Origin of the sequence: Pseudomonas sp. TH06 (assembly GCF_016651305.1) — a bacterium.
Lineage (GTDB): Bacteria > Pseudomonadota > Gammaproteobacteria > Pseudomonadales > Pseudomonadaceae > Aquipseudomonas.
In genome coordinates this window covers 235830-250355 of record NZ_JAEKEC010000001.1, presented here as the reverse complement: position 1 = coordinate 250355, position 14526 = coordinate 235830, and the positions used below count along the sequence as shown (strand labels likewise).

The 14526-nt window shown below is 58.8% G+C and carries 10 protein-coding genes and 1 pseudogene; 9 read left to right on the top strand and 2 right to left on the bottom strand.

The window, feature by feature from the left end:
- Positions 1–15 precede the first annotated feature (15 nt).
- From lepA to pdxJ, 6 genes are all read left to right on the top strand, one after another.
- Positions 16–1815, top strand: a complete 1800-nt coding sequence (gene lepA / locus JFT86_RS01255) for a translation elongation factor 4 (protein ID WP_016986097.1) — start codon at positions 16–18, stop codon at positions 1813–1815.
- A gap of 5 nt (positions 1816–1820) precedes the next feature.
- Positions 1821–2675, top strand: a complete 855-nt coding sequence (lepB, locus tag JFT86_RS01250) for a signal peptidase I (RefSeq protein ID WP_201235098.1) — start codon at positions 1821–1823, stop codon at positions 2673–2675.
- Positions 2676–2844: 169 nt separating this feature from the next.
- Positions 2845–3534 (top strand): ribonuclease III, encoded by a 690-nt coding sequence (gene rnc, locus JFT86_RS01245; RefSeq protein WP_103306375.1) that lies wholly within the window; start codon positions 2845–2847, stop codon positions 3532–3534.
- Positions 3527–4429 carry a GTPase Era gene (gene era, locus JFT86_RS01240; RefSeq protein WP_003221935.1) on the top strand — a complete coding sequence of 301 codons (903 nt, stop codon included), beginning with the start codon at positions 3527–3529 and terminating at the stop codon, positions 4427–4429. Before rnc ends, era begins: the two co-directional genes overlap by 8 nt.
- Before the next feature lie 190 nt (positions 4430–4619).
- A complete protein-coding gene (recO, locus tag JFT86_RS01235; protein WP_201235097.1) occupies positions 4620–5309 on the top strand; it encodes a DNA repair protein RecO in 690 nt (229 codons plus the stop codon).
- 49 nt (positions 5310–5358) lie between these two features.
- Entirely contained in the window at positions 5359–6102 is a 744-nt protein-coding gene (gene pdxJ, locus JFT86_RS01230) for a pyridoxine 5'-phosphate synthase (RefSeq protein WP_201235096.1), read from the top strand.
- Positions 6103–6228: 126 nt separating this feature from the next.
- On the opposite strand, the gene mltF is transcribed toward pdxJ, so the two are convergent.
- Positions 6229–7689, bottom strand: coding sequence for a membrane-bound lytic murein transglycosylase MltF (mltF, locus tag JFT86_RS01225; protein ID WP_201235095.1), 1461 nt, complete (start codon positions 7687–7689; stop codon positions 6229–6231).
- 285 nt (positions 7690–7974) lie between these two features.
- On the opposite strand from mltF, the gene purL reads away from it, so the two are divergent.
- Positions 7975–11871 (top strand): phosphoribosylformylglycinamidine synthase, encoded by a 3897-nt coding sequence (purL, locus tag JFT86_RS01220; RefSeq protein ID WP_201235094.1) that lies wholly within the window; start codon positions 7975–7977, stop codon positions 11869–11871.
- A gap of 5 nt (positions 11872–11876) precedes the next feature.
- Positions 11877–12188: a YqfO family protein gene (locus tag JFT86_RS01215; RefSeq protein WP_201238537.1), complete on the top strand. Its 312-nt coding sequence runs from the start codon at positions 11877–11879 to the stop codon at positions 12186–12188.
- 658 nt (positions 12189–12846) lie between these two features.
- On the opposite strand, the gene JFT86_RS01210 is transcribed toward JFT86_RS01215, so the two are convergent.
- Positions 12847–13077: an EF-hand domain-containing protein gene (locus JFT86_RS01210; protein WP_201234202.1), complete on the bottom strand. Its 231-nt coding sequence runs from the start codon at positions 13075–13077 to the stop codon at positions 12847–12849.
- 553 nt (positions 13078–13630) lie between these two features.
- Between JFT86_RS01210 and JFT86_RS01205 the strand changes: the two are divergent.
- Positions 13631–13891, top strand: a pseudogene (locus tag JFT86_RS01205) (DUF6124 family protein); the annotation flags it as partial.
- Between the last annotated feature and the right edge of the window lie 635 nt (positions 13892–14526).

Genomic DNA, 14526 nt, shown 5'->3' with positions numbered 1-14526 from the left:
TTTGAGTGTTGATCCGTGAGTGATTTGAGTCATATCCGCAATTTCTCCATCATCGCCCACATTGACCATGGCAAGTCGACGCTGGCCGATCGTTTCATCCAGATGTGCGGCGGCCTGGCCGAGCGTGAAATGGAAGCCCAGGTACTGGATTCCATGGATCTGGAGCGTGAACGCGGGATCACCATCAAAGCCCACAGCGTCACCCTTTATTACACTGCCAAAGACGGCATCAAGTATCAGCTGAACTTCATTGACACCCCGGGCCACGTCGACTTCACCTACGAAGTCAGCCGTTCCCTGGCCGCGTGTGAAGGTGCGTTGCTGGTGGTCGATGCCGGTCAGGGTGTTGAAGCCCAGTCCGTGGCCAACTGCTACACCGCTATCGAGCAAGGCCTCGAGGTCATGCCGGTGCTGAACAAGATCGACCTGCCGCAGGCCGATCCTGATCGCGTCAAGGACGAGATCGAGAAGATCATCGGCATCGACGCCACCGACGCCGTCACCTGCAGCGCCAAAACCGGCCTGGGTGTCGACGAAGTGCTCGAACGTCTGGTGCACACCATTCCTGCGCCGACCGGCAACATCGAAGATCCGCTGCAAGCGTTGATCATCGACTCCTGGTTCGACAACTACCTGGGCGTTGTCTCCCTGGTGCGCGTGCGTCATGGCCGCGTGAAGAAGGGCGACAAGATCCTCGTCAAGTCCACCGGCAAGATCCATCTGGTCGACAGCGTTGGCGTGTTCAATCCGAAACACACCGCCACCGCGGATCTCAAAGCCGGTGAAGTGGGCTTCATCATCGCCAGCATCAAGGACATTCACGGTGCGCCGGTCGGTGACACCCTGACCCTGAGCTCGACGCCGGACGTTGAAGTGCTGCCAGGCTTCAAACGCATCCAGCCACAGGTTTACGCCGGTCTGTTCCCGGTCAGCTCCGATGACTTCGAAGATTTCCGCGAAGCGCTGCAGAAGCTGACCCTCAACGACTCGTCGCTGCAATACACCCCGGAAAGCTCCGATGCACTGGGCTTCGGCTTCCGTTGCGGCTTCCTCGGCATGCTGCACATGGAAATCATCCAGGAGCGCCTCGAGCGCGAGTACGACCTGGACCTGATCACCACGGCGCCGACGGTAATCTTCGAACTGGTGCTGAAAACCGGTGAAACGATTTACGTCGACAACCCATCCAAGCTGCCGGATGTGTCGTCGATCGAAGACATGCGCGAGCCGATCGTGCGCGCCAACATTCTTGTGCCGCAAGAGCACCTGGGCAACGTCATTACCCTGTGCATCGAGAAGCGTGGCGTTCAAGTCGACATGCTGTTCCTCGGCAACCAGGTGCAGGTCACTTACGACTTGCCGATGAACGAAGTGGTCCTCGACTTCTTCGACCGTCTCAAATCCACCAGCCGCGGCTATGCTTCGCTGGACTACCACTTCGATCGTTACCAATCGGCTAATCTGGTGAAACTGGACGTGCTGATCAACGGCGACAAGGTCGATGCTCTCGCATTGATCGTGCACCGTGACAACTCGCACTACAAAGGTCGCCAGTTGACCGAGAAGATGAAAGAACTGATTCCTCGTCAGATGTTCGACGTGGCTATCCAGGCTGCCATTGGTGGTCAGATCGTTGCACGGACAACCGTCAAGGCACTCAGAAAGAACGTATTGGCCAAATGCTACGGTGGTGACGTCAGCCGTAAGAAGAAACTGCTCGAGAAGCAAAAGGCCGGTAAGAAACGCATGAAGCAAGTCGGTAACGTGGAAATTCCACAAGAAGCCTTCCTTGCAGTGCTCAGGTTGGATAGTTAGGTCCTATGTCACTAAATTTCCCGCTGTTGCTGGTCATCGCCGTGTTCGTCTGCGGCCTGTTGGCGTTGCTCGATCTGCTGATTCTGGCGCCGCGTCGGCGTGCTGCCATTGCCTCTTATCAAGGCAGTGTCAGCCAGCCCGATATCGTGGTGGTCGAGAAACTGAACAAAGAGCCGCTGCTGGTTGAATACGGCAAGTCGTTCTTCCCGGTGTTGTTCATCGTACTGGTTCTGCGTTCGTTCCTCGTGGAACCGTTCCAGATCCCGTCCGGCTCGATGAAACCGACCCTGGACGTCGGCGACTTCATTCTGGTGAACAAGTTTTCTTACGGGATCCGCCTGCCGGTGATCGACAAGAAAATCATCGAAGTCGGTGATCCGCAGCGCGGCGATGTGATGGTGTTTCGCTACCCGAGCGACCCGAACGTCAACTACATCAAGCGTGTAGTCGGCCTGCCGGGCGACACCGTGCGTTACACCGCCGACAAGCGTCTGTTCGTCAATGGCGAGTCGGTTGCCGAACAGTTGGCCGGTTCCGAGCCGGGCATGCTCGGCACTGCCGAGTTGTACAAAGAGAAACTCGGCGCCGCCGAGCATCTGATTCGCAAGGAAATGAACCGCAACCGCGCCATTCCTGACCATTCCTGGACCGTGCCTGCCGGGCACTACTTCATGATGGGCGACAACCGCGACAACTCGAACGACAGTCGCTTCTGGGATGATCCGAACATTCCCAAGGATCTGCTGGGCATGGTTCCCGACCAGAATATCGTCGGCAAGGCCTTCGCGGTCTGGATGAGCTGGCCGGATCCGAAATTCAGTCATCTACCGAATTTCTCTCGGGTTGGCCTTATCAAGTAATCACACACGGCGCTGTTGACCACAGCGCCGAATGCATTTCTGGAGCCGGCACAATCGGCTTCGCTACAGCCAGGATTTAATTTTTGAACACAGCGTTAATTGTCCCAGGCCTGCGCCGTATCCCGGCGATGGCGGTGGAATCCAGCTTTGATCTCAGCGTGGGTAAACCGTGAGCGCCTCATTAAGCCGTCTCGAGCGTCAGCTCGGTTACACCTTCAAGGATCAGGAGCTGATGCTTCTGGCCCTCACGCACCGCAGTTTTGCCGGGCGCAACAATGAGCGTCTGGAGTTTCTCGGCGATGCCATCCTCAACTTCGTTGCGGGTGAGGCGCTGTTCGATCGTTTTCCGCTGGCCCGCGAAGGCCAGTTGTCGCGTTTGCGCGCACGTTTGGTAAAAGGTGAGACGCTGGCCGTACTGGCGCGTGGTTTCGACCTTGGTGATTACCTGCGTCTGGGCTCAGGTGAACTGAAGAGCGGCGGTTTTCGTCGCGAGTCGATCCTGGCCGATGCCCTCGAAGCGTTGATCGGTGCCATCTACCTCGACGCGGGTATGGATGTCGCTCGCGAACGCGTTCTGGCCTGGCTGGCCGGCGAGTTCGAAGGGCTGACGCTGGTCGACACCAACAAGGATCCCAAGACCCGTCTGCAGGAACACCTGCAATCGCGTGGCTGCGAACTGCCTCGTTACGAAGTGGTGGATATCCAGGGTGAACCGCACTGCCGAACCTTCTTCGTCGAGTGCGAAGTTGTCTTACTGAATGAAAAAAGCCGAGGTCAGGGTGTGAGCCGTCGTATTGCCGAACAGGTAGCGGCCGCCGCAGCACTGATTGCCCTGGGCGTGGAGAATGGCAATGACTGATACAAACGCAACTCGCTGTGGCTATGTTGCCATCGTCGGCCGTCCCAACGTCGGCAAGTCGACGTTGTTGAACCACATCCTCGGCCAGAAGCTCGCGATCACCTCGCGCAAGCCGCAGACCACTCGTCACAACATGCTCGGGATCAAGACCGAAGGTGACGTGCAGGCGATCTACGTCGACACCCCCGGCATGCACAAGGGTGGCGAAAAGGCCCTGAACCGTTACATGAACAAAACCGCTTCGGCAGCGTTGAAAGACGTCGACGTGGTGATCTTCGTGGTCGACCGCACCAAGTGGACCGAAGAAGACCAGATGGTTCTGGAGCGCGTGCAATACGTAACAGGCCCGCTGATCGTCGCGCTGAACAAGACTGATCGCATCGAAGACAAGGCCGAGCTGATGCCACACTTGTCGTGGTTGCAGGAACAGTTGCCGAACGCCCAGATCATTCCGATTTCGGCGCAGCACGGGCACAACCTCGACGCGCTGGAAAAGGTCATTGCCGATCACCTGCCGGAGAACGATCACTTCTTCCCGGAAGACCAGATCACCGATCGCAGCAGCCGTTTCCTCGCCGCTGAACTGGTACGCGAGAAAATCATGCGTCAGATGGGCGCCGAACTGCCGTACCAGATCACGGTCGAGATTGAAGAGTTCAAGCAGCAGGGCAAGACGCTGCACATCCACGCGCTGATTCTCGTCGAGCGTGATGGCCAGAAGAAGATCATCATTGGCGACAAGGGCGAGCGGATCAAACGCATCGGCACCGAAGCGCGCAAGGACATGGAGCTGCTGTTCGACTCCAAGATCATGCTCAACCTGTGGGTCAAGGTGAAGGGCGGCTGGTCCGACGACGAGCGTGCACTGCGTTCGCTGGGTTACGGCGACTTGTAATACACGTTTTCACGGTGTGGGCGGGCTTCTGTGGCGAGGGAGCTTGCTCCCGCTCGGCTGCGAAGCAGTCGTAAAATCAGGCGCCTCGGTATGCCTGATAAATCAAGTCGCTAAACTTGGGGCTGCTTCGCAACCCAGCGGGAGCAAGCTCCCTCGCCACAAATAATGATCTTCAGAGATCTTTCGGCTCATGTCGCAAAACCCACCCCCCGCACAACCTGCCTACGTTCTGCATTCGCGCGCCTATCGCGAAACCAGCGCGCTGGTCGACTTCCTCACGCCGCAAGGTCGGCTGCGGGCGGTATTGCGCAGTGCGCGGGGCAAGGCCGGGACCTTGGCGCGACCGTTCGTGCCGCTGGAAGTGGAGTTTCGTGGCAAGGGTGAGCTGAAGAACGTCGGGCGCATGGAAAGTGCCGGTAACGCGACATGGATGGTTGGCGAGGCGCTGTTCAGCGGTCTCTACCTCAATGAGTTGCTGATTCGTTTGCTCCCCGCTGAAGATCCGCACCCGGCGGTGTTCGATCATTACGCCGCGACGTTGTTGGCACTGGCCGAGGGCCGGCCGCTGGAGCCGTTATTGCGCTCCTTCGAATGGCGCCTGCTGGATGATCTCGGTTACGGCTTTTCCCTGAACACCGATATTCATGGCGAACCGATTGCCGCAGACGGCCTCTATCGCCTGCAAGTGGACGCAGGACTCGAGCGCGTCTTCCTGTTGCAGCCGGGCCTGTTCAACGGCGTCGAGTTGCTGGCCATGGCCGAAGCCGACTGGTCGGCGCCCGGCGCACTGTCCGCGGCCAAACGCCTGATGCGTCAGGCACTGGCCGTTCATCTGGGCGGTCGTCCCCTCGTTAGCCGGGAGCTGTTTCGCAAGCCCTGATCTCACCGTATGCTGTGCGCCGAATCTTTTTCTTCAGGAGCGCGCATCCGTGACCACCAGCAATCGCATTCTTCTTGGCGTGAACATCGACCACGTCGCCACCCTGCGTCAGGCCCGTGGTACGCGCTACCCGGATCCGGTCAAGGCTGCGCTCGACGCGGAAGAGGCGGGCGCCGATGGCATCACTGTGCACCTGCGTGAAGACCGCCGACACATTCAAGAGCGTGACGTACTGCTGCTCAAGGATGTGCTGCAAACACGTATGAACTTCGAAATGGGCATCACCGAAGAAATGATGGCGTTCGCCGAGCGCATCCGCCCGGCGCACATTTGCCTGGTGCCGGAAACCCGCCAGGAACTGACCACCGAGGGCGGTCTGGACGTAGCAGGGCAGGAAGAGCGCATCAGGGCAGCGGTTGAGCGTCTGTCGAAGATCGGCAGCGAAGTGTCGCTGTTCATCGACGCCGATGAGCGCCAGATTGCGGCGTCGAAACGTGTCGGCGCTCCAGCAATCGAGCTGCACACCGGGCGTTATGCCGATGCCGAAACCCCGACTGAAGTGGCTGAAGAACTCAAGCGTGTGGCGGACGGTGTGGCGTTTGGTCTGGCGCAGGGGCTGATCGTCAATGCCGGTCATGGCCTGCATTACCACAACGTTGAAGCGGTGGCGGCGATCAAGGGTATCAACGAACTGAACATCGGCCATGCGCTTGTGGCGCATGCTCTGTTCGTGGGCTTCAAGTCGGCTGTATCCGAAATGAAAGCGCTGATTCTGGCTGCTGCCAAACACTAAGCAACCACACAAAAAAACCTGTAGGAGTGAGCCTGCTCGCGATAGCGGTGTGTCAAGCAACATCAAATTGACTGACACACCGCTATCGCGAGCAGGCTCACTCCTACATTTGATTTGGGGTGTTTGTTAGAGCGGGGCGGGTTCTTGGGCTGGTTTCGACTTGTCGATCCCTGGCACATGCAGATTGCCTTCAGCGATCTGATCGCCCTCAAGCTGCGGCTGGGTCACCCAGGTCAAAATATCGTAGTAACGACGGATGTTCGCCACAAAGTGCACTGGCTCGCCGCCCCGGGCGTAGCCGTAGCGGGTCTTGCTGTACCACTGCTTCTGCGACAGGCGTGGCAGCATCTTCTTCACATCCAGCCACTTGTCCGGATTCAGGCCTTCGCGGGACGCCAGTTTGCGCGCGTCATCCAGGTGACCGCTGCCGACGTTATACGCCGCCAGGGCAAACCAGGTGCGGTCCGGCTCCTGAATCGAATCGTCGAGCTGATCCTTCATATAAGCGAGGTACTTGGCGCCGCCCATGATGCTTTGCTTCGGATCAAGACGGTTGGATACACCCATCGCCTGAGCGGTGTTCTGCGTCAGCATCATCAATCCGCGTACGCCGGTTTTCGAGGTGACGGTCGGTTGCCACAGCGATTCCTGATAACCGATCGCGGCGAGCAGGCGCCAGTCGACTTTTTCTTTCTTGGCGTAGGTCTTGAAGTGCTGTTCGTATTTGGGCAGACGCTGCTGCAAGTGCTGGGCAAACGTCGTGGCGCCCATATAGCCGAGAACGTCGACATGCCCGTAATAGCGATCTTTCAGGCGTTGCAGGGTGCCGTTTTTCTGCACCTTGTCGAGGTAGGCGTTGATCTCGTTGAGCAGGCTGTTGTCTTCACCAGGGCCCACGGCCCAGCTCTGGCTGCGCGCGTCACCGAGGTCGAAGGCCACCCGGATGTTGGTGAAGTACACCTGGTTCATCGCCACTTCGTTGGAGTCGACCAGTGTCAGATCGATCTGACCTTCGTCGACCATGCGCAGCAGGTCGACTACCTCGACGGCGTCGGATTCTTCGTATTCGATGCCCGGATATTTCTTTTTCAGCTCGGCCAGTTGTTCGGCGTGGGTGCTGCCCTTGAGCACCATGATCTTCTTGCCGACCAGATCACCGGGATCCGTCGGCCGTGACTGGCCATTGCGATAAATGATCTGTGGAGTGACTTCCAGGTAGGAGTGGGAGAACCGCACCTGTTTCTTGCGTTGTTCGCTGCTGACGAGGCCGGCAGCAGCCAGGACCGGGCCGTTCGGTTTACCGATCTGGTCAAATAGGTCGTCGAGGTTGTCGGCGGTCTCGATCTTCAGTTCCACACCCAAATCGTCGGCGAAACGCTTCACCAGCTCGTATTCGAAGCCGGTTTCACCGCTGCGATCCTGAAAGTAGGTGGCGGGGCTGTTACGGGTAATCACCCGCAGCACACCATCCTCCTTTACGCGCTCGAGTGTGTTGGGTTTATCAACACAGCCACCGAGCATCAGGAAGAGTCCGGTTGCGATCAGCCATTTGGCGTACCGCGGACGCAAAGCCGTTGGGAAAAACATTTGCGCAGTATACGCAAAGGACCACGGGCGCCATATCTCGACAGTTGCGGGCAGGTCTGCTAGAGATCACAAAACCGAGCGAAACCCCGTAGGAATGGGGCCGTAGGGCATTTTGTTACAGTAAAAATAAGCCGTCGTCACCCGCCGGGTAAATTTGACTCTCAAGGCAGAAACACATATCGACATCGCAGTGCAACCGTGCGTAGCGTTTCGGGTGATGTTGAGGGCGGTTTAGGCTAGAATGCACGGCCTCAAAGCACACCCCTTCCCGAGGCTGTCCCGAAGATGTTGATCCTGCGCGGCGCTCCTGCCCTTTCTGCCTTTCGCCACAGCAAACTCCTTGAGCAACTGAGCCAGAAGGTTCCGGCTGTCAGCGGCTTGTATGCTGAATTCGCTCACTTCGCCGAAGTTACCGGCGTCCTGACCGGCGACGAACAGCAGGTGCTTGCGCGCCTTCTGAAGTACGGCCCAAGTGTTCCGGTACAAGAGCCGACCGGCCGTCTGTTCCTGGTGTTGCCGCGTTTCGGCACCATCTCGCCATGGTCGAGCAAGGCCAGCGACATCGCTCGCAACTGCGGCCTGAGCAAGATCCAGCGTCTGGAGCGCGGTATCGCGTTCTACGTTGCCGGTCAGTTCAGCGAAGCCGAAGCCCGGCAGATTGCCGATGTCTTGCATGACCGCATGACGCAAATCGTTCTGGCCAACCTGGAACAGGCCGCCGGTCTGTTCAGCCACGCCGAACCGAAGCCGCTGACCGCGATTGACATCCTCGGTGGCGGTCGTGCTGCGCTGGAAAAGGCCAACACCGAACTGGGCCTGGCCCTGGCCGAAGACGAGATCGACTACCTGGTCGACGCCTTCAACGGTTTGAAGCGCAACCCGCACGACATCGAACTGATGATGTTCGCCCAGGCCAACTCCGAGCACTGCCGCCACAAGATCTTCAACGCCAGTTGGGATATTGATGGTCAGAGCCAGGAAAAAAGCCTGTTCGGCATGATCAAGAACACCTATCAGATGCACAGCGAAGGCGTGCTGTCCGCTTATAAGGACAACGCTTCGGTGATCGTCGGCAACGTCGCCGGCCGCTTCTTCCCGGACCCTGAAACCCGCCAGTACGGCGCGGTGCAGGAGCCGGTGCACATCCTGATGAAGGTTGAAACCCACAACCACCCGACCGCGATTGCCCCGTTCCCGGGCGCGTCTACCGGTTCCGGTGGCGAAATCCGTGACGAAGGCGCAACCGGTCGTGGCGCCAAGCCAAAGGCTGGCCTGACCGGTTTCACCGTGTCCAACCTGCAGATCCCGGGCTTTGAACAGCCATGGGAAGTGCCGTACGGCAAGCCTGAGCGCATCGTCACCGCGCTGGACATCATGATCGAAGGCCCGCTCGGCGGCGCCGCGTTCAACAACGAATTCGGTCGCCCGGCCCTGACCGGTTACTTCCGTACCTTCGAACAGTCGATCACCACCCCGCACGGTGACGAAGTTCGCGGTTACCACAAGCCGATCATGCTGGCCGGCGGCATGGGCAACATTCGCGAAGAACACGTCAAGAAAGGCGAGATCGTCGTTGGCTCCAAGCTGATCGTCCTCGGCGGCCCGGCGATGCTGATTGGTCTGGGTGGCGGCGCCGCTTCCTCCATGGCCACCGGCACCAGCTCGGCGGATCTCGACTTCGCTTCCGTGCAGCGTGAAAACCCTGAAATGGAGCGTCGCTGCCAGGAAGTCATCGACCGTTGCTGGCAACTGGGTGACAAGAACCCGATCAGCTTCATCCACGACGTTGGCGCGGGCGGTCTGTCCAACGCCTTCCCGGAACTGGTCAACGACGGCGACCGCGGTGGCCGTTTCGAACTGCGCAACATTCCAAACGACGAGCCGGGCATGGCCCCGCACGAAATCTGGTCCAACGAATCCCAGGAACGTTACGTTCTGGCCGTCGGCCCGGAAGACTTCGCGCGCTTCCAGGCCATCTGCGAACGTGAGCGTTGCCCGTTTGCCGTCGTCGGTGAAGCCACCGCCGAACCGCAACTGACCGTGACCGACAGCCACTTCGGCAACAACCCGGTGGATATGCCACTGGAAGTGTTGCTGGGTAAAGCTCCGCGCATGCACCGTTCGGTAACCCGTGAAGCCGAACTGGGTGATGACTTCGATCCGTCGAACCTCGACATCAGCGAGTCCATCGAACGCGTTCTGCATCACCCGGCAGTCGCGAGCAAAAGCTTCCTGATCACCATCGGCGACCGCACCATCACCGGTCTTGTTGCCCGTGACCAAATGGTCGGCCCGTGGCAGGTTCCGGTGGCCGACGTTGCCGTCACCGCCACCAGTTTCGACGTCTACACCGGTGAAGCGATGGCAATGGGCGAGCGTACTCCGCTGGCACTGCTGGACGCTCCGGCGTCGGGCCGCATGGCCATCGGCGAAACCCTGACCAACATTGCCGCGTCGCGCATCAACAAGATCTCCGACATCAAACTGTCGGCGAACTGGATGTCGGCTGCCGGCCACCCGGGCGAAGACGCGCGTCTGTACGACACCGTGAAAGCGGTCGGTATGGAACTGTGCCCTGAGCTGGGCATCACCATTCCGGTGGGCAAGGACTCGATGTCCATGGCCACTCGTTGGAACGACAACGGCGAAGAAAAAACCGTGACCTCGCCGATGTCGCTGATCGTGACCGGTTTCGCGCCAGTGGCTGACATCCGTCAGACCCTGACCCCGGAACTGCGCATGGACAAGGGCACCACCGACCTGATCCTGATCGACCTCGGTCGCGGTCAGAATCGCATGGGCGCTTCGATCCTCGCTCAGGTTCACGGCAAGCTCGGCAAACATGCTCCGGACGTTGATGACGCCGAAGACCTGAAAGCCTTTTTCGCAGTGATCCAGGGCCTCAACGCCGACGGTCATCTGCTGGCTTACCACGACCGTTCCGACGGTGGTCTGCTGACTTCCGTGGTGGAAATGGCTTTCGCCGGTCACTGCGGTCTGAGCCTGAACCTGGACAGCGTTGCCGAGTCCTCGGCGGAAATCGCCGCGATCCTGTTCAACGAAGAACTGGGTGCCGTCATCCAGGTTCGTCAGGACGCCACGCCAGACATCCTCGCGCAATTCAGCGCCGCCGGTCTGGGCGACTGCGTTTCCGTGATCGGTCAGCCGATCAACAATGGCCAGATCAACATCACCTTCAACGGTGACACCGTGTTCGAAGGCCAGCGTCGTCTGCTGCAACGTCAGTGGGCCGAGACCAGCTACCAGATCCAGCGTCTGCGCGACAACGCCGACTGCGCCGAGCAAGAGTTCGACGTGCTGCTGGAAGAAGACAACCCGGGCCTGAGCGTCAAGCTGAGCTACGACGTCAACCAGGACATCGCTGCGCCTTACATCAAGAAAGGCATCCGCCCACAGGTTGCCGTGCTGCGTGAGCAGGGCGTCAACGGTCAGGTGGAAATGGCCGCCGCATTCGACCGCGCCGGCTTCAACGCAATCGACGTGCACATGAGCGACATCCTCGCCGGCCGTGTCGACCTGAACGAGTTCAAAGGTCTGGTGGCTTGCGGTGGTTTCTCCTACGGCGACGTTCTCGGCGCCGGTGAAGGCTGGGCCAAGTCGGCACTGTTCAACAGCCGTGCCCGCGATGCGTTCCAGGGCTTCTTCGAACGTAACGACAGCTTCACCCTCGGCGTGTGCAACGGTTGCCAAATGATGTCCAACCTGCACGAGCTGATCCCGGGCAGCGAGTTCTGGCCGCACTTCGTGCGCAACCGCTCCGAGCAGTTCGAAGCACGCGTGGCGATGGTGCAGATCCAGGAATCGAACTCGATCTTCCTGCAGGGCATGGCCGGTTCGCGTATGCCGATCGCCATTGCTCACGGTGAAGGTCACGCCGAGTTCTCCAGCGAAGAGGCACTGCTGGAAGCCGATCTGTCGGGTTGCGTGGCGATGCGTTTCGTCGACAACCATGGCAAGGTCACCGAGCGTTATCCGGCTAACCCGAACGGTTCGCCGCGCGGGATTACCGGTCTCACCAGCCGTGATGGCCGTGTGACGATCATGATGCCGCATCCGGAGCGTGTGTTCCGTGCCGTGCAGAACTCGTGGCGTTCGGAAGACTGGACCGAGGACGCACCTTGGATGCGTATGTTCCGTAATGCGCGTGTGTGGGTGAACTAAGCGTCGTGTACAAGCTCGGGTTTTTTGTTCCTGACAGTCATGTCGAGGTGGTCAAAGGGGCTGTGTTCGCTGCCGGTGGTGGGCGGATCGGTGACTATGACCACTGTGCGTGGCAGGTGCTTGGTTTGGGCCAGTTTCGGCCTTTGGACGGGAGTCAGCCGTTCATTGGTGAGGCGGGGCAGGTTGAGCGGGTTGAGGAATGGAAGGTTGAGCTTGTGGTGGCGGATGAGTTGATTCGCGCTGTGGTGGCGGCTCTTAAGTTGAGCCATCCCTATGAGACGCCGGCTTATGAGGTGTGGCGGCTGGAAGAGTTCTGATCTTTCTTGCTGCTGAAACGGGAAACCCGCGGATGAGTGATTGTCTGCGGGTTTTTTGTTGTCCCCAATTTGCTTTTCTGTAGGAGTGAGCCTGCTCGCGATGGCGCCCTGAAAGGCGACCATGCTCTGGCTGACTGAGTGAATATCCGTTTCTTCGGGCGTTGCCGTTGACGGTTTCGCTCTTACAGCGAGTCCCTTTGGCAAACGCCCCAAAGGAACCAAAGGTCTATGCCCCAACGTTCGGCCCACTCGCTAAAGCTCGGGGTTCCTTCGCTCCGGAATTGATCCGGGGGCATCGCCTACGGTTTGCTTCGCTGCACCTCCTCTCGATGCATTTGGCTGCGCCAAACGGTCGCTGCGCTCCCACCCCCGGATAAATCCCTCCGCTCAGCCTGCCGACGGGGCCGGTGAATCAAGATCAAGGGCAGCAGCCGAGCTAACGCTCGGCCTGTTGAGTGGGGCGGCTTTGCCGCCGGGTGTTCGCAGATCGAAACTGTGGGAGCTGGCCTTAGTGCCGACCAGTTTCTTGCAGATGTACTCAATCCAATTGTAGGAGTGAGCCTGCTCGCGATAGCGACCTCACAGCCAACAAATCACCCGCAGATGTACCCAATCCCTGTGGGAGTCTGGCTTGCCAGCGATGTCGGCTTGGTAGTAACTATTCAGTGGGTTTTGTGTTTTCGCTATCCAGATATTCGTCCAGGCTGAGGCTGTCATCTTTATTCTCATTGAATTCATTCCAGACTGATTCTCTGAGTATCTTGCCGTAGCCCTTGGTTCCTTTGGTGAATTCCTCGATGGTTAAGCTTCCGTCCTGGTTTGCATCGAGTTCTCTGTAGGTTTTTATCAGGTGTTCTCGTTGTTCTGCATCCGTCATTTTCTTTGCCATGTCGCAGTCATCCTTTATGAATTGAGTGCAGGGTCATCGAGGCTACGACTTGAAAACGACCTGATTGCATCAACGTATTAACTTCAGTCCAGGCGGTCAACTGTCAGACCTGACAGTTGACAGTACCGACATTGTGGGGGGCGATTGCATTCCTGAATGCACCCGCTCACCTGTAGGAGCTGCCGAAGGCTGCGATCTGTTGATCTTGCTTTTGATGTTGAAAGGACGAAGTCAAAAGATCGCAGCCTGCGGCAGCTCCTACACAGGGTGTATTTCAATTCGGGATGTTTAATTGTGTGTGAAAAGACCAGAACCTTCCCACGATGTTTTCGGGTTGTCCGTCGGACGCCTGCTCTCTAGGTTCTGTCTGTCGCTGCCAATTCAGCGACCGGGCGTGAGATCCCCGGAATGCTTGCAACTAGCGCCAACAGCACGATAATTGGCGCCAGCTCAATCTGCTGCCTGTTTTATGGCGGCTGTGTGCGGGCAGACTTCGGTCTGGCCGGTTGCCTGCTCCGGTGGATCTCACCCTGCACATAGCTGCCACCTTTTCGCCCTCGACTTTTACCTCTGTCCCGAACCCGCAAAACCTCGCCGACCCAGCACGATGTTCCTCGTCCATCCCTGCGTCGATACCGAAAGTCTGCTCGCCCACGCCTGCGAATCGCTGGCCTCGGCTAGCACCGCCGCCAGCAACTTTGCCAACGAGTTGACCGGTGTGCAGCGCAGCACGGCACTGGGCATCCAGCAAATCGTCATGCTTGCCGAACTGGCAGTAAACCGAGCACTGGACCGCGTCGACCCACAAACCTGATTCATCAGGCTCACCGCGTCAACGCCCTTCGCGAGTAAGCCCGCTCTCACGGGGTGATTGCATTTCTGGTGTGGGATTTGGCTTGCCAGCGATGGCGCCTGTTCAGGTAATGATGTTCTGACTGACCGGGTACATATCCATTTCTGCGGTAACGGCCGCTCAGGGTTCCGCCCTTACGGCGGGTCACCTTTTCCAAACGCCGAAAAGGTAACCCAAAAGGCTTTACCCTGACGTACGGCCCTCGCTGGGGCTCGGGTTCCTTCGCTGCGGGATTGATCCGGGCGCATCGCCTACGGTTTGCTGCGCTGCACCTCCTCTCGATGTGTTTGGCTGCGCCAAACGTCGCTTCGCTCCCACCCCCGGATCAATCCCTCCACTCAGCCTTCCGACGGGCTCTGAGATCAAGAGCTACAGCCGAGCTAACGCTCATCCTGTTGAGTGGGGCGGCTTTGCCGCGGGGTGTTCGCAAATCGAAACTTTGGGAGCAGGCCTTACTGCCGACCTGTTTCTTGCAGAGGCACTCAGTCCAACATGTAGGAGTGAGCCTGCTCGCGATAGCGACCTTACAGCCGACCAAAAAATCGCAGATGTACCCAATCCCTGTGGGAGTCTGGCTTGCCGGCGATGGCGCTCTG

Coding starts and splice junctions, on each gene's coding strand:
- lepB (WP_201235098.1), top strand. CDS start 1,821: ATGTCACTAAATTTCCCGCTGTTGCTGGTCATCGCCGTGTTCGTCTGC.
- era (WP_003221935.1), top strand. CDS start 3,527: ATGACTGATACAAACGCAACTCGCTGTGGCTATGTTGCCATCGTCGGC.
- recO (WP_201235097.1), top strand. CDS start 4,620: ATGTCGCAAAACCCACCCCCCGCACAACCTGCCTACGTTCTGCATTCG.
- mltF (WP_201235095.1), bottom strand. CDS start 7,689: ATGTTTTTCCCAACGGCTTTGCGTCCGCGGTACGCCAAATGGCTGATC.
- purL (WP_201235094.1), top strand. CDS start 7,975: ATGTTGATCCTGCGCGGCGCTCCTGCCCTTTCTGCCTTTCGCCACAGC.
- JFT86_RS01210 (WP_201234202.1), bottom strand. CDS start 13,077: ATGGCAAAGAAAATGACGGATGCAGAACAACGAGAACACCTGATAAAA.